The sequence below is a fragment of the Hominimerdicola alba genome (genome assembly GCF_900109655.1).
GTDB lineage: Bacteria > Bacillota > Clostridia > Oscillospirales > Ruminococcaceae > Hominimerdicola > Hominimerdicola alba_B.
Map to the genome: position 1 here is coordinate 146959 of NZ_FOAT01000005.1, position 21471 is coordinate 168429.

The 21471-nt window shown below is 48.4% G+C and carries 23 protein-coding genes and 1 tRNA gene; 8 read left to right on the forward strand and 16 right to left on the reverse strand.

Features of this window, described 5'->3' with window-relative positions; genetic code table 11:
* Positions 1-107: 107 nt before the first annotated feature.
* The 3 genes from BMY75_RS07720 to BMY75_RS07730 form a co-directional block, all read right to left on the reverse strand.
* On the reverse strand, positions 108-1709 hold the full coding sequence (locus tag BMY75_RS07720; protein WP_074832069.1) for a putative ABC transporter permease subunit: 1602 nt from the start codon (positions 1707-1709) through the stop codon (positions 108-110).
* Positions 1702-2412, reverse strand: coding sequence for an ABC transporter ATP-binding protein (locus BMY75_RS07725; RefSeq protein WP_074832313.1), 711 nt, complete (start codon positions 2410-2412; stop codon positions 1702-1704). Before BMY75_RS07725 ends, BMY75_RS07720 begins: the two co-directional genes overlap by 8 nt.
* A 494-nt stretch (positions 2413-2906) precedes the next feature.
* A tRNA-Thr gene (locus tag BMY75_RS07730) sits at positions 2907-2979 on the reverse strand.
* Between the two features lie 216 nt (positions 2980-3195).
* On the opposite strand from BMY75_RS07730, the gene BMY75_RS07735 reads away from it, so the two are divergent.
* Both BMY75_RS07735 and BMY75_RS07740 read left to right on the forward strand, forming a co-directional pair.
* The gene (locus tag BMY75_RS07735; RefSeq protein ID WP_074832072.1) at positions 3196-3543 is read left to right on the forward strand and encodes an Asp23/Gls24 family envelope stress response protein; all 348 of its coding nucleotides are present in this window, start codon (positions 3196-3198) and stop codon (positions 3541-3543) included.
* Positions 3544-3594: 51 nt separating this feature from the next.
* Positions 3595-5250: a DAK2 domain-containing protein gene (locus tag BMY75_RS07740; protein WP_074832075.1), complete on the forward strand. Its 1656-nt coding sequence runs from the start codon at positions 3595-3597 to the stop codon at positions 5248-5250.
* Positions 5251-5473: 223 nt separating this feature from the next.
* Here BMY75_RS07740 and BMY75_RS17965 read toward each other — a convergent pair whose 3' ends face one another.
* The 5 genes from BMY75_RS17965 to BMY75_RS07760 all read right to left on the reverse strand — a co-directional run bounded on the left by BMY75_RS17965 (position 5474) and on the right by BMY75_RS07760 (position 10499).
* Positions 5474-5614: a hypothetical protein gene (locus tag BMY75_RS17965; RefSeq protein ID WP_170844272.1), complete on the reverse strand. Its 141-nt coding sequence runs from the start codon at positions 5612-5614 to the stop codon at positions 5474-5476.
* 1 nt (position 5615) lies between these two features.
* Positions 5616-7967, reverse strand: coding sequence for a ferrous iron transport protein B (gene feoB / locus BMY75_RS07745; RefSeq protein ID WP_074832078.1), 2352 nt, complete (start codon positions 7965-7967; stop codon positions 5616-5618).
* A gap of 241 nt (positions 7968-8208) precedes the next feature.
* Positions 8209-9357 carry a tRNA guanosine(34) transglycosylase Tgt gene (gene tgt / locus BMY75_RS07750; RefSeq protein WP_013497736.1) on the reverse strand — a complete coding sequence of 383 codons (1149 nt, stop codon included), beginning with the start codon at positions 9355-9357 and terminating at the stop codon, positions 8209-8211.
* Positions 9358-9383: 26 nt separating this feature from the next.
* Entirely contained in the window at positions 9384-9866 is a 483-nt protein-coding gene (locus BMY75_RS07755; protein WP_074832082.1) for an NUDIX hydrolase, read from the reverse strand.
* A gap of 9 nt (positions 9867-9875) precedes the next feature.
* On the reverse strand, positions 9876-10499 hold the full coding sequence (locus BMY75_RS07760) for a hypothetical protein (protein WP_074832085.1): 624 nt from the start codon (positions 10497-10499) through the stop codon (positions 9876-9878).
* Positions 10500-10679: 180 nt separating this feature from the next.
* Between BMY75_RS07760 and BMY75_RS07765 the strand changes: the two genes are divergently transcribed.
* The 4 genes from BMY75_RS07765 to BMY75_RS07780 all read left to right on the forward strand — a co-directional run bounded on the left by BMY75_RS07765 (position 10680) and on the right by BMY75_RS07780 (position 13957).
* Positions 10680-11696: a stage V sporulation protein AD gene (locus BMY75_RS07765; RefSeq protein WP_074832089.1), complete on the forward strand. Its 1017-nt coding sequence runs from the start codon at positions 10680-10682 to the stop codon at positions 11694-11696.
* Entirely contained in the window at positions 11693-12049 is a 357-nt protein-coding gene (gene spoVAE / locus BMY75_RS07770) for a stage V sporulation protein AE (protein ID WP_074832092.1), read from the forward strand. The genes BMY75_RS07765 and spoVAE overlap by 4 nt, the downstream gene beginning before the upstream one ends.
* A 235-nt stretch (positions 12050-12284) precedes the next feature.
* The gene (locus BMY75_RS07775; protein WP_074832095.1) at positions 12285-13505 is read left to right on the forward strand and encodes a phosphoglycerate kinase; all 1221 of its coding nucleotides are present in this window, start codon (positions 12285-12287) and stop codon (positions 13503-13505) included.
* 242 nt (positions 13506-13747) lie between these two features.
* Complete coding sequence (locus BMY75_RS07780; protein ID WP_074832098.1) at positions 13748-13957, forward strand: NPXTG-anchored protein; 210 nt, start codon at positions 13748-13750, stop codon at positions 13955-13957.
* A 52-nt stretch (positions 13958-14009) separates the two neighbouring features.
* On the opposite strand, the gene BMY75_RS07785 is transcribed toward BMY75_RS07780, so the two are convergent.
* From BMY75_RS07785 to BMY75_RS07795, 3 genes are all read right to left on the reverse strand, one after another.
* Positions 14010-15149, reverse strand: a complete 1140-nt coding sequence (locus BMY75_RS07785) for an aminotransferase class V-fold PLP-dependent enzyme (protein ID WP_081350480.1) — start codon at positions 15147-15149, stop codon at positions 14010-14012.
* Between the two features lie 11 nt (positions 15150-15160).
* Complete coding sequence (locus BMY75_RS07790) at positions 15161-15376, reverse strand: putative Se/S carrier protein (RefSeq protein ID WP_074832101.1); 216 nt, start codon at positions 15374-15376, stop codon at positions 15161-15163.
* A gap of 109 nt (positions 15377-15485) precedes the next feature.
* Positions 15486-16871: a glycine--tRNA ligase gene (locus tag BMY75_RS07795; RefSeq protein ID WP_074832104.1), complete on the reverse strand. Its 1386-nt coding sequence runs from the start codon at positions 16869-16871 to the stop codon at positions 15486-15488.
* A gap of 177 nt (positions 16872-17048) precedes the next feature.
* Here BMY75_RS07795 and BMY75_RS07800 point away from each other — a divergent pair, with 177 nt between their 5' ends.
* Both BMY75_RS07800 and BMY75_RS07805 read left to right on the forward strand, forming a co-directional pair.
* Positions 17049-17765, forward strand: a complete 717-nt coding sequence (locus BMY75_RS07800; RefSeq protein WP_207646264.1) for a hypothetical protein — start codon at positions 17049-17051, stop codon at positions 17763-17765.
* A complete protein-coding gene (locus BMY75_RS07805; RefSeq protein WP_074832111.1) occupies positions 17762-17953 on the forward strand; it encodes a hypothetical protein in 192 nt (63 codons plus the stop codon). Before BMY75_RS07800 ends, BMY75_RS07805 begins: the two co-directional genes overlap by 4 nt.
* Before the next feature lie 78 nt (positions 17954-18031).
* Here the strand turns inward: BMY75_RS07805 and BMY75_RS07810 are convergent, their stop codons facing one another.
* The 5 genes from BMY75_RS07810 to serC all read right to left on the reverse strand — a co-directional run bounded on the left by BMY75_RS07810 (position 18032) and on the right by serC (position 21131).
* Complete coding sequence (locus BMY75_RS07810; RefSeq protein ID WP_074832115.1) at positions 18032-18331, reverse strand: hypothetical protein; 300 nt, start codon at positions 18329-18331, stop codon at positions 18032-18034.
* A gap of 30 nt (positions 18332-18361) precedes the next feature.
* Positions 18362-19501, reverse strand: a complete 1140-nt coding sequence (locus BMY75_RS07815) for a 3-phosphoglycerate dehydrogenase (RefSeq protein ID WP_074832118.1) — start codon at positions 19499-19501, stop codon at positions 18362-18364.
* Between the two features lie 24 nt (positions 19502-19525).
* Positions 19526-19732, reverse strand: coding sequence for a DUF6440 family protein (locus BMY75_RS07820; protein ID WP_074832122.1), 207 nt, complete (start codon positions 19730-19732; stop codon positions 19526-19528).
* A gap of 36 nt (positions 19733-19768) precedes the next feature.
* Positions 19769-19948, reverse strand: a complete 180-nt coding sequence (locus BMY75_RS07825) for a DUF6440 family protein (protein WP_074832125.1) — start codon at positions 19946-19948, stop codon at positions 19769-19771.
* A 97-nt stretch (positions 19949-20045) separates the two neighbouring features.
* On the reverse strand, positions 20046-21131 hold the full coding sequence (gene serC / locus BMY75_RS07830) for a 3-phosphoserine/phosphohydroxythreonine transaminase (RefSeq protein WP_074832130.1): 1086 nt from the start codon (positions 21129-21131) through the stop codon (positions 20046-20048).
* Between the last annotated feature and the right edge of the window lie 340 nt (positions 21132-21471).

Sequence of the window (21471 nt, forward strand, 5' to 3'; positions counted from 1 at the left end):
GACAAAATATGATAAAAAAAATCCAATATTTCATATCAACTGCTCCAATAAATTCCGATTTATATTGATAATTAATTATATCACTGCTTTGACGCATTGTCAACGGACTACCCCCGCTTTTCGGCTAAGGACATAGCCCTCAGGTACGAAAGCAGTGCAAGGACAGCGGTTATGGGTATCAGTATTGCAGTTACAAGCAGTGGGGACATGATGGTGCCCAGGTATACCACAAGCACGGTAAGACCCATGGTCACGAACATATTCGGTAACATATATATGACAACTGCCGTGCCCTGCTTGATGACTTCCACCTCGTTCTCCCAGTCAAGGCGCATATGCTTTATGCCGCATACACAGCCCCATGCGCTGGAAAATGCACACTGGCATATCACCAGTACTATAAGCAGTAAGGTGTTCGGTAGTGATGCCTTTGCCGATATGCTGAAAGTCAGGGTGGCGAAGACCGCAAAGGGGACTGTCAGGTACATATTGAAGAGCATCTTGCCCTGATAGAGCGTCTTTTTGCTGATGGGCAGGCTTTGCACTATCCAGTAGTTCCTGCCTTCGAGAGAGGGCGTGAATGCCGTTGTGGCTACCATTCCCACGAAGAAATATGCGATGAAGGGAAAGGCAGGGATAAGCATTTCTACGGTGAGGGGCGAACCTTTTGTCATGGAGCTCAAAACTTTCTGAGGGTCGATGAACAGCACCGCAACGCCTGCCACAAAGCACATTATCTCGCCGATAAGGGCGTTTGTCATGTATACCACGGAGCCTGTCATGCGCCTGAATTCCTTGAAAGCTATGGCGTTCACAAGGTTTTTCTGCTTCTGCTCTTTCATCACGAATCCGCCGGAAGCCGCGTGTGATCTCAGTGCGGAGTTTATCTTTCGGTATGACCTGCCCACGGGGATAAAGGTCACGATGAACAGGACAAGGGTCACAGCTATGAAGATAAGCATATGCAGTACATTCAGGTCGGTGACAGCGCCCTTGAACCACTTCATGGGCAGATATATCCTGCTTGCCTTGTTGGTGGTCGCGGAGAGGGTGTTCAGCGTATCTTTCACCTTGTTGTTCTGGAACATATCCTGCAGGAAGAACCTCAGCCCGAAGCACAGCCCCACAAAGGCTATGGAGATGACTGTCTGGGCGATGGTCTTGTTTTTGAAGCCCGAGCCGAGCCTTGCTATTATAAAGCCGATGAATGCCGCCGCAAGCATGGGTATTATGGGCAGGAGAAGCGAGAGTATCAGCCACAGGGGATAGACTATGACCGAGGGCTTTGCGTATATGCCGTAGCCCGCCATCATGGATACCGAAACGCTCATATACCAGGGCAGGCTAGTGATATACATATACATGAACTTGCACGCCGCGATGTTTTTCGGCTCAAAGGGCAGTGACATCAGCATATCGTATTCCTTGAAGCCGAAGAGGTATCCGTTTGTTTTGAAGAGGGTGAAGACGAAAGCCAGCAGGGATATCACCATGGCACACATATCGGGGATAAATGCTGTCAGCCCAAATTTGCCGTAGCCTATGCAGTTTGCCACACAGTAGCACATCAGCATGAGATACAGTAACACAGCCCCTATCCAGCCCCCGACTATCTTACCGCGCTTTTTTCTGTCCTTACAGTGTTTATAGCAGTTGGCTCTGCTGGTGGATTTCAGCAGAGTTCTTAGCAAAATAATATTCTTATTCATCTGCTACCTCCAGGAATACATCTTCCAGCGAATCGCCCCGGGTGAGTTCTTCCATAGTGCCCTGAGCGATTATCCTGCCCTGCTTGATGATAGCCACCTTGTTGCAGAGCTTTTCGGCAACGTCCAGCACATGGGTGGAAAAGAATATCGCCGTGCCTTTTTCGCATATCTCGTGCATTATCTGTTTGAGGATGAAAGCGGCTTTGGGGTCAAGTCCCACAAAGGGCTCGTCCAGCACAAGAAGCTTAGGTTCGTGTATCAGCGCCGAGATTATCGCCAGTTTCTGCTTCATGCCGTGGGAATATGAACTTATCAGGTCGCCGAGAGAATCGGTTATCTCGAACCTGTCTGCATAATTCTTGATGCGCTGCTGTCTTTCAGATGCGCTTATGCCGAAGACATCGGATATGAAATCAAGGTACTGTATACCCGTCAGATTCTCGTAAAGGTCGGGGTTATCGGGGATATAAGCGGTTATCTTCTTACATTCGAGAGAGTCTGTCTTTACCGAATGACCATCGATGAAAATATCGCCCTCGGTGAAATCCAGCACGCCCACCACTGCACGTATTGTGGTGGATTTTCCTGCGCCGTTATGACCGATGAACCCGTAGATATCGCCCCTTTCAACGGTTATGGACACATTGTCCGCGGCTTTTTTGCCCTCTCCGTAGGTCTTGGTGTATCCTTTTATCTCCAGCATAGCTTTTTTGTTTCCCATAAGCTTACCTCCGTTATTTGTTCTCTCTGTGCGGGGGATATCCCCACGCTATATATTTATTTGATATCATAATGATATCACACTTTTCGTAATTTGTCAATAGGTGAGTACAGGGCTGGGGGATAATGTTATCATAATCCTTTTCACTATCACCCTTTTACCCCCAAAAAGTTGTACGTTTTTGTACAACTCTTGCAGAAATATGTCCGAGTTAAAATATAAATCATTTGTCTGTACATAGGGCGATGGGTCTTTTTGTGGAGGATATACAGAAGATATAGGGTCATTTTTGAATTTGTAAATTTAAAAAAAGGCATAAAAAAAGCCCCTCTCAGGGCATAAAGCAACAGCCCGCTGACACAACATAACGTCATGCCAGCGGACTGCGCTTACCAATTCAATTTAACCAAGATAAGGATGTTATCCGATCCTTATTAGTAAACACCCCCGGGAAGACCCGAAAGTGTTAACTATAAAGCTGGTGACGGGATTCGAACCTGCGACCTGCTCATTACGAATGAGCTGCACTACCAGCTGTGCTACACCAGCGTGTTGAATATTCAATCAACTTTAATATTATACACTACTTTAGCTGATTTGTCAAGTACGGCACAGCCAAAATTACCGACCTCTGCCGCCGATGCTGACAGTCCTGTGAAAATGACTTAACAGTATGATAAAAATTCTATCTAGCCCTTGCAAAATTTAAAGGTATATGTTATAATGTAGCTTGATAGATTTTGTTTCACCAAGGGAGGCGTTTGTATGATCAAAATAAAAAATCATCTCGGTACTATTGGCGTATCCACCGGCTATCTCAGACAGCTGATATCCAATACTGCCGAAAATTGCTTCGGCGTTGCGGGACTGAACGCATACGGCGCTAAGCAGGGCGTTAATGCCATGCTCAAAAGACAGAATACCACTAAAGGCGTGATAATCTCGCAGGACGGCGACGAGCTTGTGGTCGACCTGCATATCACCGTTACATACGGCGTTAATGTGGGCGCTATCGTTGACAGCATAATACATAAGGTAAACTACGTGCTGACTAATGAAGCAGGTATAACAGTCAAGTCAGTCAACGTATATGTTGATGAGATGACCGACTGATATTTCGTTGTTATACGGTCTGTCCATATCATAGATTAGGAGGAACTGATAGTGATAAACGGAAATATGCTGCGCCGTGCTTTCATCAGCGGTGCGCACAGTATCACCAATAAAAAAAGGTCTGTGGACGAACTGAATGTATTCCCCGTTCCCGACGGCGATACAGGCTCAAATATGTCCATGACTATAAATAACTCGGTCGCTGAACTGGAAAACCTTGACGATAACGTACCTGTAAGCACTGTTGCAAGTACTGCGGCTTCCTGCCTGCTGAGGGGCGCAAGAGGAAACTCGGGCGTTATACTCTCCCTGATATTCAGGGGATTCTCCAAGGGTCTTGCAGGAAAGACCGAGATGTCTGCCGAAGACCTTGTAAACTCCCTTGAACTGGGTGTTCAGGGCGCTTATAAATCGGTTATGAAGCCCACAGAGGGCACTATACTCACAGTTGCAAGAGAAGCGGCTGAAAAGGCAAGAGAAACACTTAAATCCACCAATGACCCCAGAGCAGTCATGGCAGATGTCTGTGACCAGGCAAAGAAAACTCTGGATAATACACCCAAACTTCTGCCCGCACTGGCTAAGGCAGGCGTTGTTGATGCAGGCGGCATGGGACTTCTGATAATCTTCGAGGCTATGCGCGATGTATTCAACGGCGGTGATGTGGTAGTTCAGGAGGCTCAGCCCGCTGAAAAGAAGACCACCGAAGCTGAGGGCGCTGTTACGGTAGATACATTCTCGTCCGTAGTAGGACAGTATGATACCGAGATACACTTCACCTACTGCACCGAGATGCTGATAACCAAAAAGCCCGACTGTGACGACCCCACCAAGCTGAGAGCTTATCTTGAAACTATCGGCGACTGCGTAGTCGTAGTCGATGACGATGAGATAATCAAGGTACACGTTCATACCAACAACCCCGGCAAGGCTATCGAGAAAGGCCTTGAATTCGGTTATATAAACTTCCCCAAGGTGGAGAACATGAAGCTCCAGCACGAGAAGGAGCAGAAGAAAGCAAAGAGCTCTTTCGTTCCCGCTGAGCAGACCAACGAGTTCGGATTTGTTGCAGTAGCAGCAGGCAACGGTATCGAGACCATGTTCAAGGACCTTGGTGTTGACTGTGTTGTAAAGGGCGGTCAGACCATGAACCCCTCCACACAGGATATACTCGAAGCTATCATGAGCTGTCCCGCAAAGACAGTATTCGTACTGCCCAACAACAAAAACATCATTATGGCGGCAGAACAGGCAGTAAAGCTTGCCGACAGAAAGGTATGCGTGCTCCAGACAAGGACTATCCCCCAGGGTATGTCTGCGATGCTGGCGTATGACCCCGATGCCGACTTCAACACTAATCGTATTGAGATGACAGCGGCGATCGAGAGGGTATCCACAGGACAGATAACCTTTGCGGCGCGTGATTCTGATTACGAGGGACACTCCATCAAGCAGGGTGAGATACTTGCCATGGAGAACGGAAGACTTTCCTTTGTAGACAAAGACCTTGCGAAAGCGGCATTCAAGCTGACGAAGAAGCTGGTAAAGGGCGACAGTTCATACATCACCATCATTTACGGTGCAGATGTTACCGATGATGCGGCTGAAGCGCTTTATAAGCAGATAAGCAATAAATATTCCAACCTTGATGTAAACCTGATAAACGGCGGACAGCCTGTTTACTACTACATTATTTCAGTTGAATGATAATAGAAGCACCTCCGAGACCGGGGGTGCTTTTTTGCGGCAAATTTAGCGGAGAGTGTGTGGAAACTGCCAAGGAAGAGAGCTTTTCGCGGAAACAAACCTGCGCACCAAACAAACTATGCCGCGAATCAAAGCGCGCGGTTTATGCGACTGCGTCGGCATATGCCTCGCGCTTTGTCTCTTTGGCATTTTCCGCTAGTTTGTTTCCGCGCCCCACCAATCTCTACATCTTCCCGTGACACTGCGAACAATCTCCACAGCACTCCGAACAGCTGCACTTTCCGCGGTTCCTGAAACAGTGTACTCCAGCTCCCGCCACCGCCGAGATTATCAGCGTCAGAAGCACTATATCCACAATGCTCATATCACACACCTCCGAATGCCATGCCGATAAGTCTTACTGCCAGCGCCGCGCCCCAGGCTATGGCACACTGCCAGATTATCAGCGTCAGCGCCCATTTTTTGCCAAGTTCCCTCTTTACCGCCGCAATCGCCGCAACACAAGGAGTATACAGCAGTGAGAACACCAGCAGACAAGCCGCGCCAAGAGTTGTCAGCGCACTGCCTACGTCCCCCGAGAACAGCACTTCCAGCGTGGATACCACGCTCTCCTTAGCCATAAATCCGCTTATCAGCGAGGTCACTATCCTCCAGTCACCCAGACCGATAGGTGCAAACAGCGGTGAAAGCAATCCTGCCGCTGCCGCAAGTATGCTCTTTTCCGAATCCTCCACCATGTGCAGGTTCATATCAAAGCTTTGCAGGAACCATATCACCACCGAAGCTATCAGTATCACCGAGAACGCCCTTTGCAGGAAATCCTTGGCTTTATCCCACAGCAGCTGACCCACGTTCTTCGCCGCAGGCATACGGTAGTTGGGAAGTTCCATCACGAAAGGCACAGCCTCGCCCTTGAATACCGTGACTTTGTATATGCACGCCACAAATATTCCCGAAAGTATGCCCAGCAGGTAAAGCCCGATAAGTATCCCCGCGCTTTTACCGGGGAAGAATGCCGCCGCAAAAAAGGCGTATATCGGCAGTTTTGCAGTACAGCTCATAAACGGTGTGAGCAGTATCGTCATTTTTCTGTCGCGCTCACTTGGCAGTGTTCTGGTGGACATTACCGCAGGCACGGTACAGCCGAAGCCTATCAGCAGGGGCACGATACTTCTTCCCGAAAGTCCTATCTTTCTCAGCGCCTTATCCATGAAGAACGCCACACGCGCGATATATCCGCTGTCTTCAAGCAGTGATAGGAAGAAAAACAGCGTAACGATTATGGGCAGAAAACTCAGCACACTGCCAACGCCCGCGAATATTCCCTTTACCAGCAGGCTGTGGATAACTTCGTTGACTCCCGCCCTTTTCATAGCGCCATCCGCCAGAGCAATGAGCTTGTCTATGCCCTTTTCCATCAGCCCTTGCAGACCCGCGCCTATCACGCCGAAAGTCAGCCAGAAGACCAATGCCATTATGGCGATGAATGAGGGTATCGCCGTGAATCTGCCTGTCAGCACCTTGTCTATCTTTCTGCTTCGGATATGCTCCTTGCTCTCATGGGGTCGCTTCACCGTTTCAGTGCATACCTTATGTATGAAAGCGAACCTCATATCCGCGATAGCCGCACTGCGGTCAAGACCTCTTTCCTTTTCCATCTGTGCAACGATATGGTCAACTGCATCTATCTCGTTCTGTTCAAGGCAGAGCTGTTTCATCACCAGTTCGTCGCCCTCTATCACCTTGCTAGCCGCAAATCTTACGGGAAGTCCTGCGCGGGTGGCGTGGTCTTCTATCAAGCAGGCGATGCCGTGCAGACATCTGTGTACCGCGCCGCCGCTGTCTTTCTCGTCACAGAGATCCTGCCTCTCAGGTTTTTCCTGATAACGCGCAACGTGTTCGGCATGGTCGATAAGTTCATCAACACCCGAATTTTTAGCCGCTGATATCGGCACCACAGGCACGCCCAGCATAGCTTCCATCTCGTTGATATCCACGCTTCCGCCGTTGGCTGTCAGCTCGTCCATCATATTCAGCGCCACCACCATGGGCACGTCCATCTCGATAAGCTGCATTGTCAGGTACAGATTTCGCTCGATGTTGGTAGCGTCCACGATATTGATTATACCTCTGGGCTTTTCGTCCAGCACGAAGCTTCTGCTGACTACCTCCTCAGCGGTATATGGCGACATGGAATATATTCCCGGCAGGTCAGTCACGCGGGTATTGGGACAGCCCTTGATAGGTCCGTCCTTGCGGTCCACCGTTACTCCGGGGAAGTTGCCCACGTGCTGGTTCGAGCCTGTCAGCCTGTTGAAAAGCGTGGTCTTTCCGCTGTTCTGATTGCCCACCAGTGCAAATGTCAGCTTTACGCTATCGGGCAGAGGTTCGGGCTTTTCGGGGTGGGCTTCATGGAAACGTCCGCCCTCACCCAGTCCGGGGTGCTCGCGCTTTTTCTTTCTCGGCTTTTCCTTAACTGCTCCCTCTTCTTTAGAAAGCTCCTCGACCTTGATCTCCGCCGCGTCAGCCAGACGCAGACTCAGTGAATATCCGTGGATAAGCAGTTCCATGGGGTCTCCCAGCGGAGCGTACTTTACCACCTTGACCTCAGCCCCGGGTATCACGCCCATATCCAGAAAATGCTGCCTGAGCGCGCCCTCTCCGCCGACCTCGGTTATCACCGCTTTCTTGCCTATCTGCAATTCTTTGAGTGTCATTCCTAATTACCTTCCTTAAACGAACTTCCCTGTTTGCTATAATTATGCGAACAGCCTGTCCGATATGCATTGTTATAATCGTCTAACCCAGTTTACCTTAACTAACTTTTATTATAGCACTTCACTTTTCCTTTTGCAATAGCAGAGTGGAAATTTAATTTTTTATTTACATTTCCCGATATCAAAAAAGCCGAATGACCCACGCCATTCAGCTTTTTATCATATCAATATGTTATTTGTATCACTCGCCGTCGGGAAGTCTCTGCGCCAACTTAGCGGAATACTCTGCCCTGAATGCACCGAAGCGTCCCTCGTCAAGGGCTTCACGCATACGCTCGGTGAGGGTGTTGTAGAAATACAGGTTGTGCATAACAGCCAGCCTGCCACCCAGCTGCTCCTCGGATTTGAACAGATGCCTTACATAAGCCCTGCTGAAATTCCTGCAGCAGGGACAGTCGCACTGTGGGTCAACAGGACGGTCATCTGTTTCAAAGCGCTTGTTTTCGATATGTATGATACCGTTCCAAGTGAACATAGTACCGTGGCGGGCATTTCGGCTTGGCATTACACAGTCGAAGAAATCTATGCCGCGGTAAACAGCTTCGATAAGATTCGAGGGCGTACCAACACCCATAAGATAACGGGGCTTGTCCTTGGGCATATAAGGCTCGACCTGCTCGATAACGTGGTACATTATCTCCGTAGGCTCACCAACCGCAAGTCCGCCGATAGCGAAGCCTGCACAGTAGTCAAGCTCGCGGATAGTCTTCATATGCTCGATACGCAGGTCATCGTATGTACAGCCCTGATTTATGCCGAAAAGCAGCTGATCGCGGTTTATGGTCTCTTCAAGGGAGTTGAGCCTTTTCATCTCCGCGATGCACCTGTGCAGCCACCTTGTGGTGCGCTCGCAGGAACGCTTTGAGTAATTGTACTCCGCAGGATTTTCAACGCATTCATCAAAAGCCATAGCGATAGTTGATGCCAGATGGGACTGTATCTGCATACTTTCCTCGGGTCCCATGAATATCTTTCTGCCGTCAACATGGCTGTTGAAGTACACGCCCTCTTCCTTTATGCGCCTTAGCTTTGCAAGGGAGAACACCTGAAATCCGCCGCTGTCGGTGAGTATGGGCTTATCCCAGTTCATGAACTTGTGAAGTCCGCCCATCTTGTATATCACATCGTCCCCGGGACGAACATGAAGATGATAGGTATTGCAGAGCTCCACCTGTGTTTTCAGCTCATTTTTAAGGTCAATGGAAGACACTCCGCCCTTTATCGCCGCGGAAGTTCCCACGTTCATGAAAACGGGAGTCTGTATAGTCCCGTGAACTGTCTTGAATTCACCGCGTCTTGCGGCACCCTCTTGCTTTAATAACTTGAACATAGCTACCTCATTTACTTTTATCTATATTATCTGTCATCTGTTACGATATGTCTTACGCCCTCAAAAGGCTCAAAAAGCTCTGTCCTGAAAAACTCGGGATAGAACTGCCTTTTTTCGGTCATCGGGTCTATCCAGCAAAGATGCTCGGTGGTATCCCCCTCTTTGAAATCCATACCCACAGGCTCAAAATCCTCGGGCACTTTCATATAAAAATAGTAAGCCACCTCGTAAATAAGCTTGCCCTCATGCGGCTCAGCATCACCGTAAAAATAGTTCTCCTGAATGAACCCCAGTCTGTCGATATCCAGCTTAACGCCAGTTTCTTCAAACACCTCGCGGACTATCGCCTGCTCGGCAGTCTCGCCGAATTTGACCCGTCCGCCCACGGTGTAAAGATAATCCGAATGATCATTGCAAGCCATCAGCAGACAACCGTTCTTCGGTATTATGGCGCATACACGGATATTTATAAGCCCGTCACCGCATACCGCGGTCATATCCTCGTTCATACCGACCTCTCAATTTCTCGCATATCTGCCGTCAAAAGCAAACAATTTCTTGACTTCCATAAACTGCTGTATCCGCTTTTCCTCGTTCCTGCCTGTGAGCCTTTTTATGATAACGAATCCGTCACCCGAACCGCCCGAGATATCCATAGCGGCATAATAAACTTTCAAGCCCTTGTTATCCATCTCTTTGATGTAAACATTTTTCACATCACACAGTCTAAAAAGCTGACCGTCCGTATCAAAAACATACTCACTGCCCAGATATATGCTGCTGCCGTTTATCCTGCGGGCAGTTTTCATATCGCTGTATATCCTCTCAGCCCCGTCTTCTTCAACGACTTTCTGAAAGTTTATCATCGCAGGGAATGGCTTGCTGCCGTAAAAGCACAGCATCGAAAGACCGAAAAGCAGTGATATTATCATCAGCACCATTAGCTTGGTCTTATCCTCTGTGTACTGCATACCAACATAGAACACCACCGCAAAGATAAGCCCGCCTGCAAGACCTGCTATCTTAGCACGCCATATCCCCGCACTGCTGTATCTGGCTGACATTCCAAGAAATCTGTCTATCTCGCCGTACATCTCTTTTTCACTCTCGCCGGTAAACGGGAGCTCCATCTTGCTTTTCATGATTTTTTCTCCTGTTGTCTTTTGTCCTTTATATCGGGATATTTCTCTCTTTTTATAACGCAGTATTCCCCGACCGCGACACTGCATTTCTATATATTATAGCACATCACAAAAAAAATTGCAACAAACGAATATTAAATATTTTTCCGCTCATACTATCCTCAAAACGGAGATGATACCATGCACAAAGCAACAACGATATTCCCCGCACCGCCCTCCATAATCACTTCGGCGGCTGTGGGCGGTAAAAAAGAAAACGAAGGTCCCTACGGACAATACTTCGACAAGATCAACGATGATCCCTATTTTACGCGGGAGACCTACGAGGAGGGCGAGAGCCAGCTCCAGAAGCAGGCTGTGCGCATAGCCCTTGAAAAATCGGGACTAAAGGAGGAAGACATTGATGTTCTCATCGGCGGCGATCTTCTCAACCAGTGCGTCGGCACCACATACGGGCTCAGGGACTACAACCTGCCCTTTCTCGGCATTTACGCCGCCTGCTCGACTATGTCAGAGGGGCTTCTGCTGGCTTCCATGCTGGCGGCGGGGGGATTTGCGGACATCGCAATGGCTGTCACCTCATCACACTTCTGCACCGCTGAAAGACAGTACCGTATGCCCCTCAACTACGGCGGACAGCGTCCCCCTACCGCCCAGTGGACAGCTACCGCAGGGGGAGCCCTTGCTGTGTCCCCCAAGGGAAATGCGCCCTATGTACGGGGCGTGACCATCGGGCGGATAGTTGATATGGGTGTGACTGACGCAAACAACATGGGTGCCGCCATGGCTCCCGCGGCTTATTCTACTATACGTGAATTCTTCCGTGATACAGGTATGAGCCCCTCTGATTTCGACCATATAATCACAGGCGACCTGGGAAAAGTCGGCAGCAGACTGCTGTGCCAGATGGGCGATGATGACGGCATTGATATCCGCTCCCGCCACCTTGACTGCGGGCTGATGATATACGACAGCGAAAGTCAGGACGTTCACGCAGGCGGAAGCGGCTGTGGCTGTGCGGCAAGTATGCTCTGCGGATACTTTGTCCCTGAGCTTAAAAGCGGCAGACTGAAAAATATCCTCTTTGCCGCCACAGGGGCTTTACTATCACCCACAGTCAGCCAGCAGGGAGAAAGCATACCCTCGGTGAGCCATATGGTGTGGCTTTCATCGGAGAAAGGAAGTGGGCAGGAATGATATATCTCTATGCGTTTTTAGTCGGCGGCATACTCTGCGCCATAGGTCAGCTTCTGATAGACTTCACCAAACTGACCCCCGCCCGTATACTGACCGCTTATGTGGTCGCGGGAGTAGTTCTGGGCGGTCTGGGGATATACGGCAAGCTCCGCGATATAGCGGGCTGTGGTGCAAGCGTTCCCCTGACAGGCTTCGGGTCACTTATGGCTGAGGGTGTCCGCCGCGAGATAGAAGACAAAGGCTTCCTCGGCATCTTCACGGGAGGTCTCACCGCAGGTGCAGGAGGTATAGCCGCCGCTATGCTCTTTGCTTTTCTCGCATCACTGGTATTCCGCAGCAAAGGCAGAGAGTGAGCTGCTATCGGAATAATAATGAATAACAGCCGTCCCGCAGAAGAGGGATATTTTTGATAATTTGATAAAAATAAGCCAAAACCTCTTGATTTTTTTGCCGTGATATTATATAATAGTATTCGAGGTTGTTAAATATTAAACGACTTGGGTCTTTCGGACTTATTTGTCGTTTACATCAGTTCAACAACAAACGAATCCGCCTCGGCGGAAATATTAAGAGAGAGGTGTCACTAAAATGGCAGGATTAAACAAAGTCACTGTTGAAGACATTGAAGTTAAGGGCAAAAAGGTACTCGTAAGAGTTGATTTCAACGTTCCGCTGAAGGACGGCGTTATCACAAACGATAACAGAATAACCGCTGCTCTGCCCACTATCAACAAGCTGGTAGAGAACGGCGCAAAGGTAGTTCTTTGCTCTCACCTTGGCAAGCCCAAGAACGGTCCTGAGGCTAAGTTCAGCCTTAAGCCCGCTGCTGACAGACTTGCTGAGCTGGTAAGCACAAAGGTAACTTTCGCAGCTGATGATACTGTTGTAGGCGACAACGCTAAGGCAGCAGTTGCAGCTATGAACGACGGCGAGATCGTTGTTCTGGAGAACACAAGATTCAGAGGCAACGACGAGACCAAGAACGGCGAGGAGTTCGCTAAGGAACTGGCTGAGCTGGTTGATGGTCAGGTATTCGTTATGGACGCTTTCGGTTCTGCTCACAGAGCTCACGCTTCCACAGCAGGCGTTACCAAGTTCGTTAAGGAGACCGCAGTTGGTTACCTGATGCAGAAGGAGATCAACTACCTTGGTAATGCAGTTGAGACTCCTGTTCGTCCTTTCGTTGCTATCCTCGGCGGTGCTAAGGTTGCTGACAAGCTGAACGTTATCTCCAACCTGCTCGAGAAGTGCGATACACTCATCATCGGCGGCGGTATGGCTTACACATTCCTGAAGGCTCAGGGCAAGGAAGTTGGTAAGTCCCTCGTTGACGATACCAAGATCGATTACTGCAAGGAGATGATCGCTAAGGCTGAGGCTAACGGCAAGAAGCTCCTCCTGCCTATCGACACCACTGTTGTTTCCAACTTCCCTGATCCTATCGACGCTGAGATCGCTGTTGAGATCGTTGATTCTGACAAAATCCCTGCTGACAAGGAAGGTCTGGACATCGGCACCAAGACTCAGGCTCTGTTCGCTGACGCTGTAAAGTCTGCTAAGACTGTTGTTTGGAACGGACCTATGGGCGTTTTCGAGAACCCCACACTGGCAGCAGGTACTATCGCTGTTGCTAAGGCACTGGCTGAGACCGACGCTACCACAATCATCGGCGGCGGCGACTCCGCAGCAGCTGTTATCCAGCTGGGCTTCGCTGACAAGATGAGCCACATCTCCACAGGCGGCGGCGCTTCTCTCGAATACCTCGAGGGTAAGGTCCTCCCCGGCATCGACGTTATCGCTGACAAGTAATTTTACGCGGTATATCGCTTGATATGTAATTTCAGACACTTCTGCTGTTTCGGCAGAAGTGTCTTTTTTATACATTAAAATCACTTAACTGTACATTAATTTTAACTGTTGATATCTTCCATAAATCGACTTTGTTATTTGGTTAATGTGTATCTTGAAACTGTGATAAAAGTGTGATAAAATAATGATATAAGAATATGACAGACAGGATAATAATGTCATCAGTGAAGGAGTGAGGCGGCATGAGAAAAAAGCTGATTTCCCTGTTATGCTGTACCATGATGCTGTGTTCCGCCGCTGTACCCGTCCAGGCTGATGAAAACACCTCCGACGCAGGAGAAAAAACTGTTATCAGTGAAGACACAAACCCAAATACGGGCACTGTTACCCTCGGTACAGTGAGTGTTGCGCTGGCAGGCTGCGTAGTGCTGGTGTTCAAAAAACGGAAGTAAATTTACATATCACGCGAGAACCCCGCAGATAATCTCTGCGGGGCTTTTGCATTTATGTGCCGAATCTGCTTTCCATAAATCGCAGAAGTGCATTAACCTGCGCGGGAGTATTGAATGCCGACGGCGAGAACCTCACCGCTCCCCTCTTGCCTGTGCCAAGGCTTTCATGGGCGAGTGCCGCACAGTGCATACCGCCCCGCAGGGCAAATCCGCCCTCGCTGAGTTCAGCGGCAGTTTCCTCGGAAGTCCTGCCCTTGATATTGAATGCCACTATGGGCACTCGGGGCATATCCATGTCGTATATCTCCGCCCCCATCTTTTCAAGACCTTTCTCGAACATCTCGCAGAGATTCTTCTCGTGGCGCAGGATAGTTTCCGTTCCCTTGCTTCTGACAAAATCCAGCCCCGCCCCCATTCCCGAAAGCCCGGCAGTATTAAGAGTACCGCTTTCAAGTTTTTCAGGCATATATGGAGTTTGCGCCAGTTCCCCCGAGGTCGCCCCCGTGCCGCCCTCGATTATGGTGGAAAGCGGATATTCACCGCTGCTTATCAAAAGACCCGTACCCACAGGACCGTAAAGCCCTTTCTGCCCCGAAGTGCATATAAAGCTTATCCCACCGCCGATCTTCACAGGAAGCACCCCCGCCGCCTGTGCACAATCGCAGATAAAAGCTATATTCCGCCTTTTGCAAAGTTCAGCGATCTCATTATAAGGCAGTATCCGCCCCGTAACATTCGACGCCGCCATACAGCACACGCACAGGGTATCGTGACGGATAAGCTTTTCAATGCCCTCGATGGTTCGCCCCACATCGGGATATATCTCCGCCACCGAACACTTCACACCGCTGCGCTTCGTCAGGGCATATACAGGTCGGCTGACAGAATTATGCTCCCACCCGCTTATTATGATATGCCCGCCGAACTGCATTATCCCCTTTATCGCCATGTTGAGGGCGTAGGTGCAGTTCGGCGTGAAAGCGGTGTTCTCCGTTTCAGCCCCAAAAAACTCAGCCGCGCTTTTTCTCACCTTGTATACTCTCTCAGCAGCTTCAAGAGAAAGCCTGTGCCCTCCCCTGCCCGGATTTCCCCCGAGAGTCCTCACCGCATCTGTCACAGCCTGCCGCACCGAATCGGGCTTGGGGTAAGTTCCCGCTGAGTTATCGAAATTCACCATAGTGTTCTTTACCATGCCGAGCCTCCCTATAAACTGTATATCCCCTTATAGGGAATATGCTTTCGTTCCAGCTTTAGCGTTATCAGATCGGGGTCGTCCCTGACCACTATGGAATAACCGCAGCCGCTGCCTATATTCTTACGAGTCCGCTCCACCTCGCACCAATAGCCCAGAGAATTAAGATACTCCTTGGCTTTCATCGCGTAGGTTATGCTGCTCATCGTTATCATAGTCTTTTTCATGTGAAACTTCCTTTCCTTGTTTTTTATATGGTATGTAATAAGGGCGGGAAGTGTGAAAAAAGCACCCTGACAATTCATCAGGGTGCTTTTAGATAACTCAAAAGTTTTATCAGAATGCAATCTTCTTGGAGATATAAGCTGTAAGCTCGTCGATCTTTACGCGCTCCTGCTCCATGGAATCTCTGTCACGTACTGTTACACAGCCGTCCTCAGCAGAATCAAAGTCATAGGTGATGCAGAAAGGTGTACCGATCTCGTCCTGACGGCGGTATCTCTTACCGATAGAACCTGTCTCATCATAGTCAACACTGAAGGACTTGGACAGCTCCTCGAACAGAGCAGTAGCAGGCTCAGCAAGCTTCTTGGAAAGAGGCAGTACGCAAGCCTTGTAAGGTGCCAGTGCAGGGTGGAAATGCATAACTGTTCTTACGTCGGGCTTCTCGGGAGTACCGATGTCTTCCTCGTCATAAGCCTCGGTAACGATGGTCAGGAACAGTCTTTCAACACCGAGAGAAGGCTCGATAACATAGGGGATGTATCTCTCGTTGGTCTCGGGATCAAAGTAATCAAGGCTCTTGCCGGAAGTATTGATATGCTGTGTGAGGTCGTAGTCAGTTCTGTCAGCAACGCCCCACAGCTCGCCCCAGCCGAAGGGGAAGAGGTACTCAAAGTCAGTAGTAGCCTTGGAATAGAAGCAAAGCTCCTCAGCAGAGTGATCTCTCAGTCTCAGGTTCTCTTCCTTGATGTTCAGGCTCAACAGGAAGTTCTTGCAGAAGCTTCTCCAGTAGTCGAACCACTCAAGGTCAGTGCCGGGCTTGCAGAAGAACTCAAGCTCCATCTGCTCGAACTCTCTTACTCTGAATATGAAGTTACCGGGAGTGATCTCGTTACGGAAGCTCTTACCAACCTGAGCAACACCGAAAGGAACTTTCTTTCTGGTAGTTCTCTGGATATTTGCGAAGTTTACGAAGATACCCTGTGCAGTCTCGGGACGCAGATACAGCTCACTCTTGCTGTCCTCGGTGATGCCCTGGAATGTCTTGAACATCAGGTTGAACTGACGGATATCAGTGAAGTTGTGCTTGCCGCAGTTAGGGCAGGGAATGCCTTTTTCCTTGATATAGTCCATCATCTGCTCATTGGACCAGCCTGCAACGTTAGTGCCGTCAAAATCCTCGATGAGGTTATCAGCACGGTGACGAGTCTTACACTCCTTGCAGTCCATGAGAGGATCGGAGAAGCCGCCGATATGACCCGAAGCTACCCAGGTCTGGGGATTCATCAGTATCGCAGAATCAAGACCAACATTGTACTTGTTCTCCTGAACGAACTTCTTTCTCCAAGCGTCTTTGATATTGTTCTTCAGCTCAACGCCGAGGGGACCGTAATCCCAGGTATTAGCGAGACCGCCGTAGATCTCACTGCCGGGGTATACAAAGCCTCTGCCCTTACAGAGGGCAACTATCTTTTCCATTGTCTTTTCGGTATTCTTCATGGTGACTCTCCTTAATCATTAAAATACATATACGTATATTGTATAACAGATCTCGTAAAAAGTCAAGTTTTTTTTGTGAACAAACAGCAGTGGTATGCGGGGCTTGCATGAAAATATAAATACCCAGATTATGTCCCGAAAGATGTGTTCAGACGGCATGACAACTGCACCTGTGATGTGTCGTATGTTTCCGAAAAAGGCAGGCAGAATGTTCATACGAAGAAGTGGACGAAAGAACCGCGGAAGATAGAATATGAAAAGCCGACTAAGCGGATGAGGGTGGAAGCGCAGGCACGAGAGGCTGAAATTTTGGAGCAGAAGCGGTTGACTTATGGAGTAAGACGTTATATAATAAAGTCAATAGATGTAGATGATTATAAGATCATCACCGGAGGGAAAGGAATATCTCAGGAAGTTAATGATGTTATCATCAATACTATGAAAAAATGCGAAAAAGATGGGCAGTTTGTAATTAGTGAGATTTCAGATAAGATTTCGCCATCAAACACAGAAGGAACACCAGTACTACAAATTGAACCAATGGTAAACGGTTTATTGAGACTTAATGTCAATACAGAATTTCTTTCAGGAAAATCTTTAGCAGAAATCAATGAAGTTTTCGCTGGTACAGAAAGAAACCTTGCACAAACACTTGAAGAAGCCATTGTCCACGAGAGTGGTCATGCAATTCTTATCAAAGGCAAAACAGCTGCTCAGATAGAAGTGCTTTATAAAGAACTAGAGCCACTTGGTAAAACTGTTGTGAGCAACATTGCTTTAAAAGATGGAGTGGAATGTCTTGCTGAACTTGAAATATTACGCTATCGCAAAACACCTGTTTCAAAAGAGTTGTCTGATTTTTATAAAAAATATATGGGGAGGGAATATCTATGATATGTGTTAATGATTGTAGAGAATGTAAGCATAAACTGCCTAAAATAGAGGGTTGGCTAGCTTGCTGTGAAGCCTTCCCTAATGGGCAACCAAATGATTTTGATTATAGTAAAGTAAAAGAAATCACCGAATGCAACAACGGCATAGGCTTTGAGCCAATTGAAGATAACGACAAACCGTCTGAATAAGGCGGTTCTTTCATGCCCAAATTTCCCCAACGCACACAAAAACAGCGGGAGCCCCAAAGACTTCCGCTGTTAAATACATTATTTCTTGTCGCCGTGATACATCAGCGTTACCGCCATGCCGTTTATTATGCCTATGGCTAACCCGCACACCACATAGAATACCGCTATCGGTATATGCAGCAGCACCGAGATAAGCCCAAAGACCACTATGAACAGCAGCGGCGTGATTATCTGTATAAGAAATTTCCTGCCCATCAGAACAGGCAGTTTTTCCGCAAGTGCCAGCGTTTTTTCGCCGTCAGGATCGTACAGCCTGTACAATATCTGCATGACAGCCATCGGTATACCGATAAGCAATATCAGCGCTAATATACTCATGGTGTACCCTCCTTACACTTTCAACGGATATCAGATAACTCTTACGCCTACAACGCCTGCAACAGCCTTTACAGCGTCAACATTTGCAGAACCCTTAACGTCCAGCAGAGTGTAGCCCCAAGCCTTCTTTGTAGCAGAAGCGCTTGCAACAACGTCAGCACCTACAGCAGCCTTTACAGCGTCCTCGGTAACTTCAGCCTTGTGCAGTACGCATACCAGCTGATCAGCTGTCTTAGCCAGCTCAAGATTCGGGAATGTAACAGAATTTCTGATCTTACCTCTCTCGATGTAGTCCATCAGCTCGTCAGCTGCCATGATAGCGCAGTTGTCCTCGCTCTCGGGAGTGGAAGCACCCAGGTGAGGCAGAGTGATAACGTTCTCCTCGCCCAGACCGATATCGTCAGCGAAGTCTGTAACGTACTTAGCGATCTTGCCTGCCTTGATAGCTTCAACAACAGCAGCAGTATCAACCAGCTCGCCTCTTGCAGCGTTGATGATGCGAACGCCGTCCTTCATCATAGCGATCTGCTCCTTGCCGATGCTGTTCTTAGCGTCGGGAGTGAAAGGAACGTGCAGAGTGATGTAATCAGCATTCTTGTAGATATCGTCCTTGCTGTCAACTACTTTTACGGAAGAATCCAGTGCCTTAGCAGCAGCGTCAGAAAGGAAAGGATCGAAGCCGATAACCTTCATACCCAGTGCAACAGCAGCATTTGCAACCTTGCCGCCGATAGCGCCCAGACCGATAACGCCCAGTGTCTTGCCGAAGATTTCGGGACCTGCGAACTTAGCCTTGCCGCCCTCAACAGTCTTGGGAGCGTCCTCAGTGCCCTTCAGGGAGTTAGCCCAAGCAGCAGCCTCTGTGATCCTTCTGGAAGCCAGCAGCAGAGCGCAGATAACCAGCTCCTTAACTGCGTTAGCGTTTGCACCGGGGGTGTTGAATACTACAACGCCCTGCTCTGCGCACTTGTCAACAGGGATATTGTTTACGCCTGCGCCTGCTCTTGCGATTGCGAGAAGGCTGGAAGGCATCTCATAGTCGTGCAGCTTAGCGGAACGTACCATTATAGCGGTAGGCTCTGCGCACTCGTCAGTTATGGTATAAGCAGCCTTGTCGAACTTGTCAGTACCGCAAGCTGCGATCTTGTTCATTGTCAGAATATTGTACATTGAAATCATTCCTTTTCAAAAATATTATAAAAGCTCTTTGCCGTCCTTAGTGATAACAGGCTTGCCGTCCTGATCAAGCAGAGGTGTAAGACCTCCTGTTTCGCCCCAGTAGCTGTAAATATAATTCACACCTGTTTCCTTATCCACACATATGCAGAAACCGGGAGCACTCATGCTGCCATCCTGCTTAAATGTGACCTCAAAGCGGGTGATCTTTTCCTTTTTAGCCATGTTATCCACTCCTTTTCCCTAAACGGTAAAACAAGCTTATTTTTCGATCTTTGTGATAACTACATTTCCGTTTTCGTCCAGCAGAGGTGTCAGACCACCTGCATAGCCCTCTTTAGCGAAAACGTAATTCACACCTGTCTCCTTGTCTACCAGAACCTTGACAACATCAATCGTGCCCTGAGAGTAGACTGTTTCAAATCTATTGTTCTTTGCCATGATATTTGCCTTTCAGGATCTATGTGTTGTATGCTATATAAATCGGCAACAGCGCAGACCGTTTCCGCCCTGCGCTATGCTTTGATATTTACTTAAATTATGCGTTCTCAGCCTCGAACTTCTTCATGAATTCTACAAGCTTCTCAACGCCCTCGATAGGCATTGCGTTGTAGATGGAAGCTCTCATACCGCCAACGGTTCTGTGACCCTTGAGGTTCTCGAAGCCTGCAGCCTTAGCCTCAGCAACGAACTTCTTGTCCAGCTCCTCGTTGCCTGTAACGAAAGGAACGTTCATCAGAGATCTGTCCTCGGGAACAACTGTGCCCTTGAAGAGCTTGCTGCTGTCAAGGAAATCATACAGGATCTTAGCCTTCTTCTCGTTGTGAGCCTTCATGCCCTCGAGACCGCCCATCTTCTTGATCCACTTGAATACCTTGCCGCAGATGTAGATGCCGTAGCAGGGAGGAGTGTTGTACAGAGAATCATTGTCAGCCTGTACCTTCCAGTCACACATTGTGGGGCAAGCCTTGAATGCGGGACCGTCAGCGATCAGGTCTTCTCTTACGATAACGATCTGTACGCCGGAAGGACCAACGTTCTTCTGAACGCCGCCGTAGATAACGCCATACTTAGTAACGTCAACAGGCTCGCTCAGGAAGCAGCTGGATACATCGGCAACCAGCTCGTGACCCTTTGTGTTGGGCAGTGTGTGGAACTTTGTACCGTAAATGGTGTTGTTCTCGCAGATGTAAACATAGTCAACATCATCGGGGATGTCCAGATCGGAACAATCAGGGATATAAGAGAAAGTCTTGTCAGCGGAGGAAGCAACTCTTACTACCTCACCGTACTTCTCAGCCTCAGCAGCAGCCTTCTTAGCCCACTGACCTGTGATGATGTAAGCAGCCTTACCCTTCTTCATCAGGTTCATAGGTACCTCTGCGAATACCAGAGAAGCACCGCCCTGCAGGAATATTACCTTGTAGTTATCGGGAATGTTCATCAGATCTCTGAGATCCTTCTCAGCTTCCTTGATGATCTCGTCATAAGCCTTGGATCTGTGGGACATCTCCATAACGCTCATGCCTGTGCCCTTGTAATCGAGCATCTCCTCAGCAGCTTCCTTGAGTACTTCCTCGGGAAGAACAGCAGGACCTGCGCTGAAATTATAAACTCTGCCCATTGTTAATGACCTCCATTTGTTTAAAATTAAAAAATCAACACTATTATTATATTACTTTCCGCATTGATTGTCAAGTACCCCGCCATAAACATTATATAAATTTTGGAAGTGCATTTTTAGCGATTTTGAATAAATATTGTTTCATTTATTCGTTTTTAAAGAAAAACATCTGATTATTGGTACATAAATTTTCTGCTTTTGCAATTTTGGAATGCAATTGTTGCAAAATTACATTTAGCTTAGTATAACTGCAAAAGTTGTACAATTTGTTTAAAGTAATAAATCGGCAGAGAACTTAATTCGGCGGGTGTATCCTTGACAATGTCTGAAAATGGTGGTA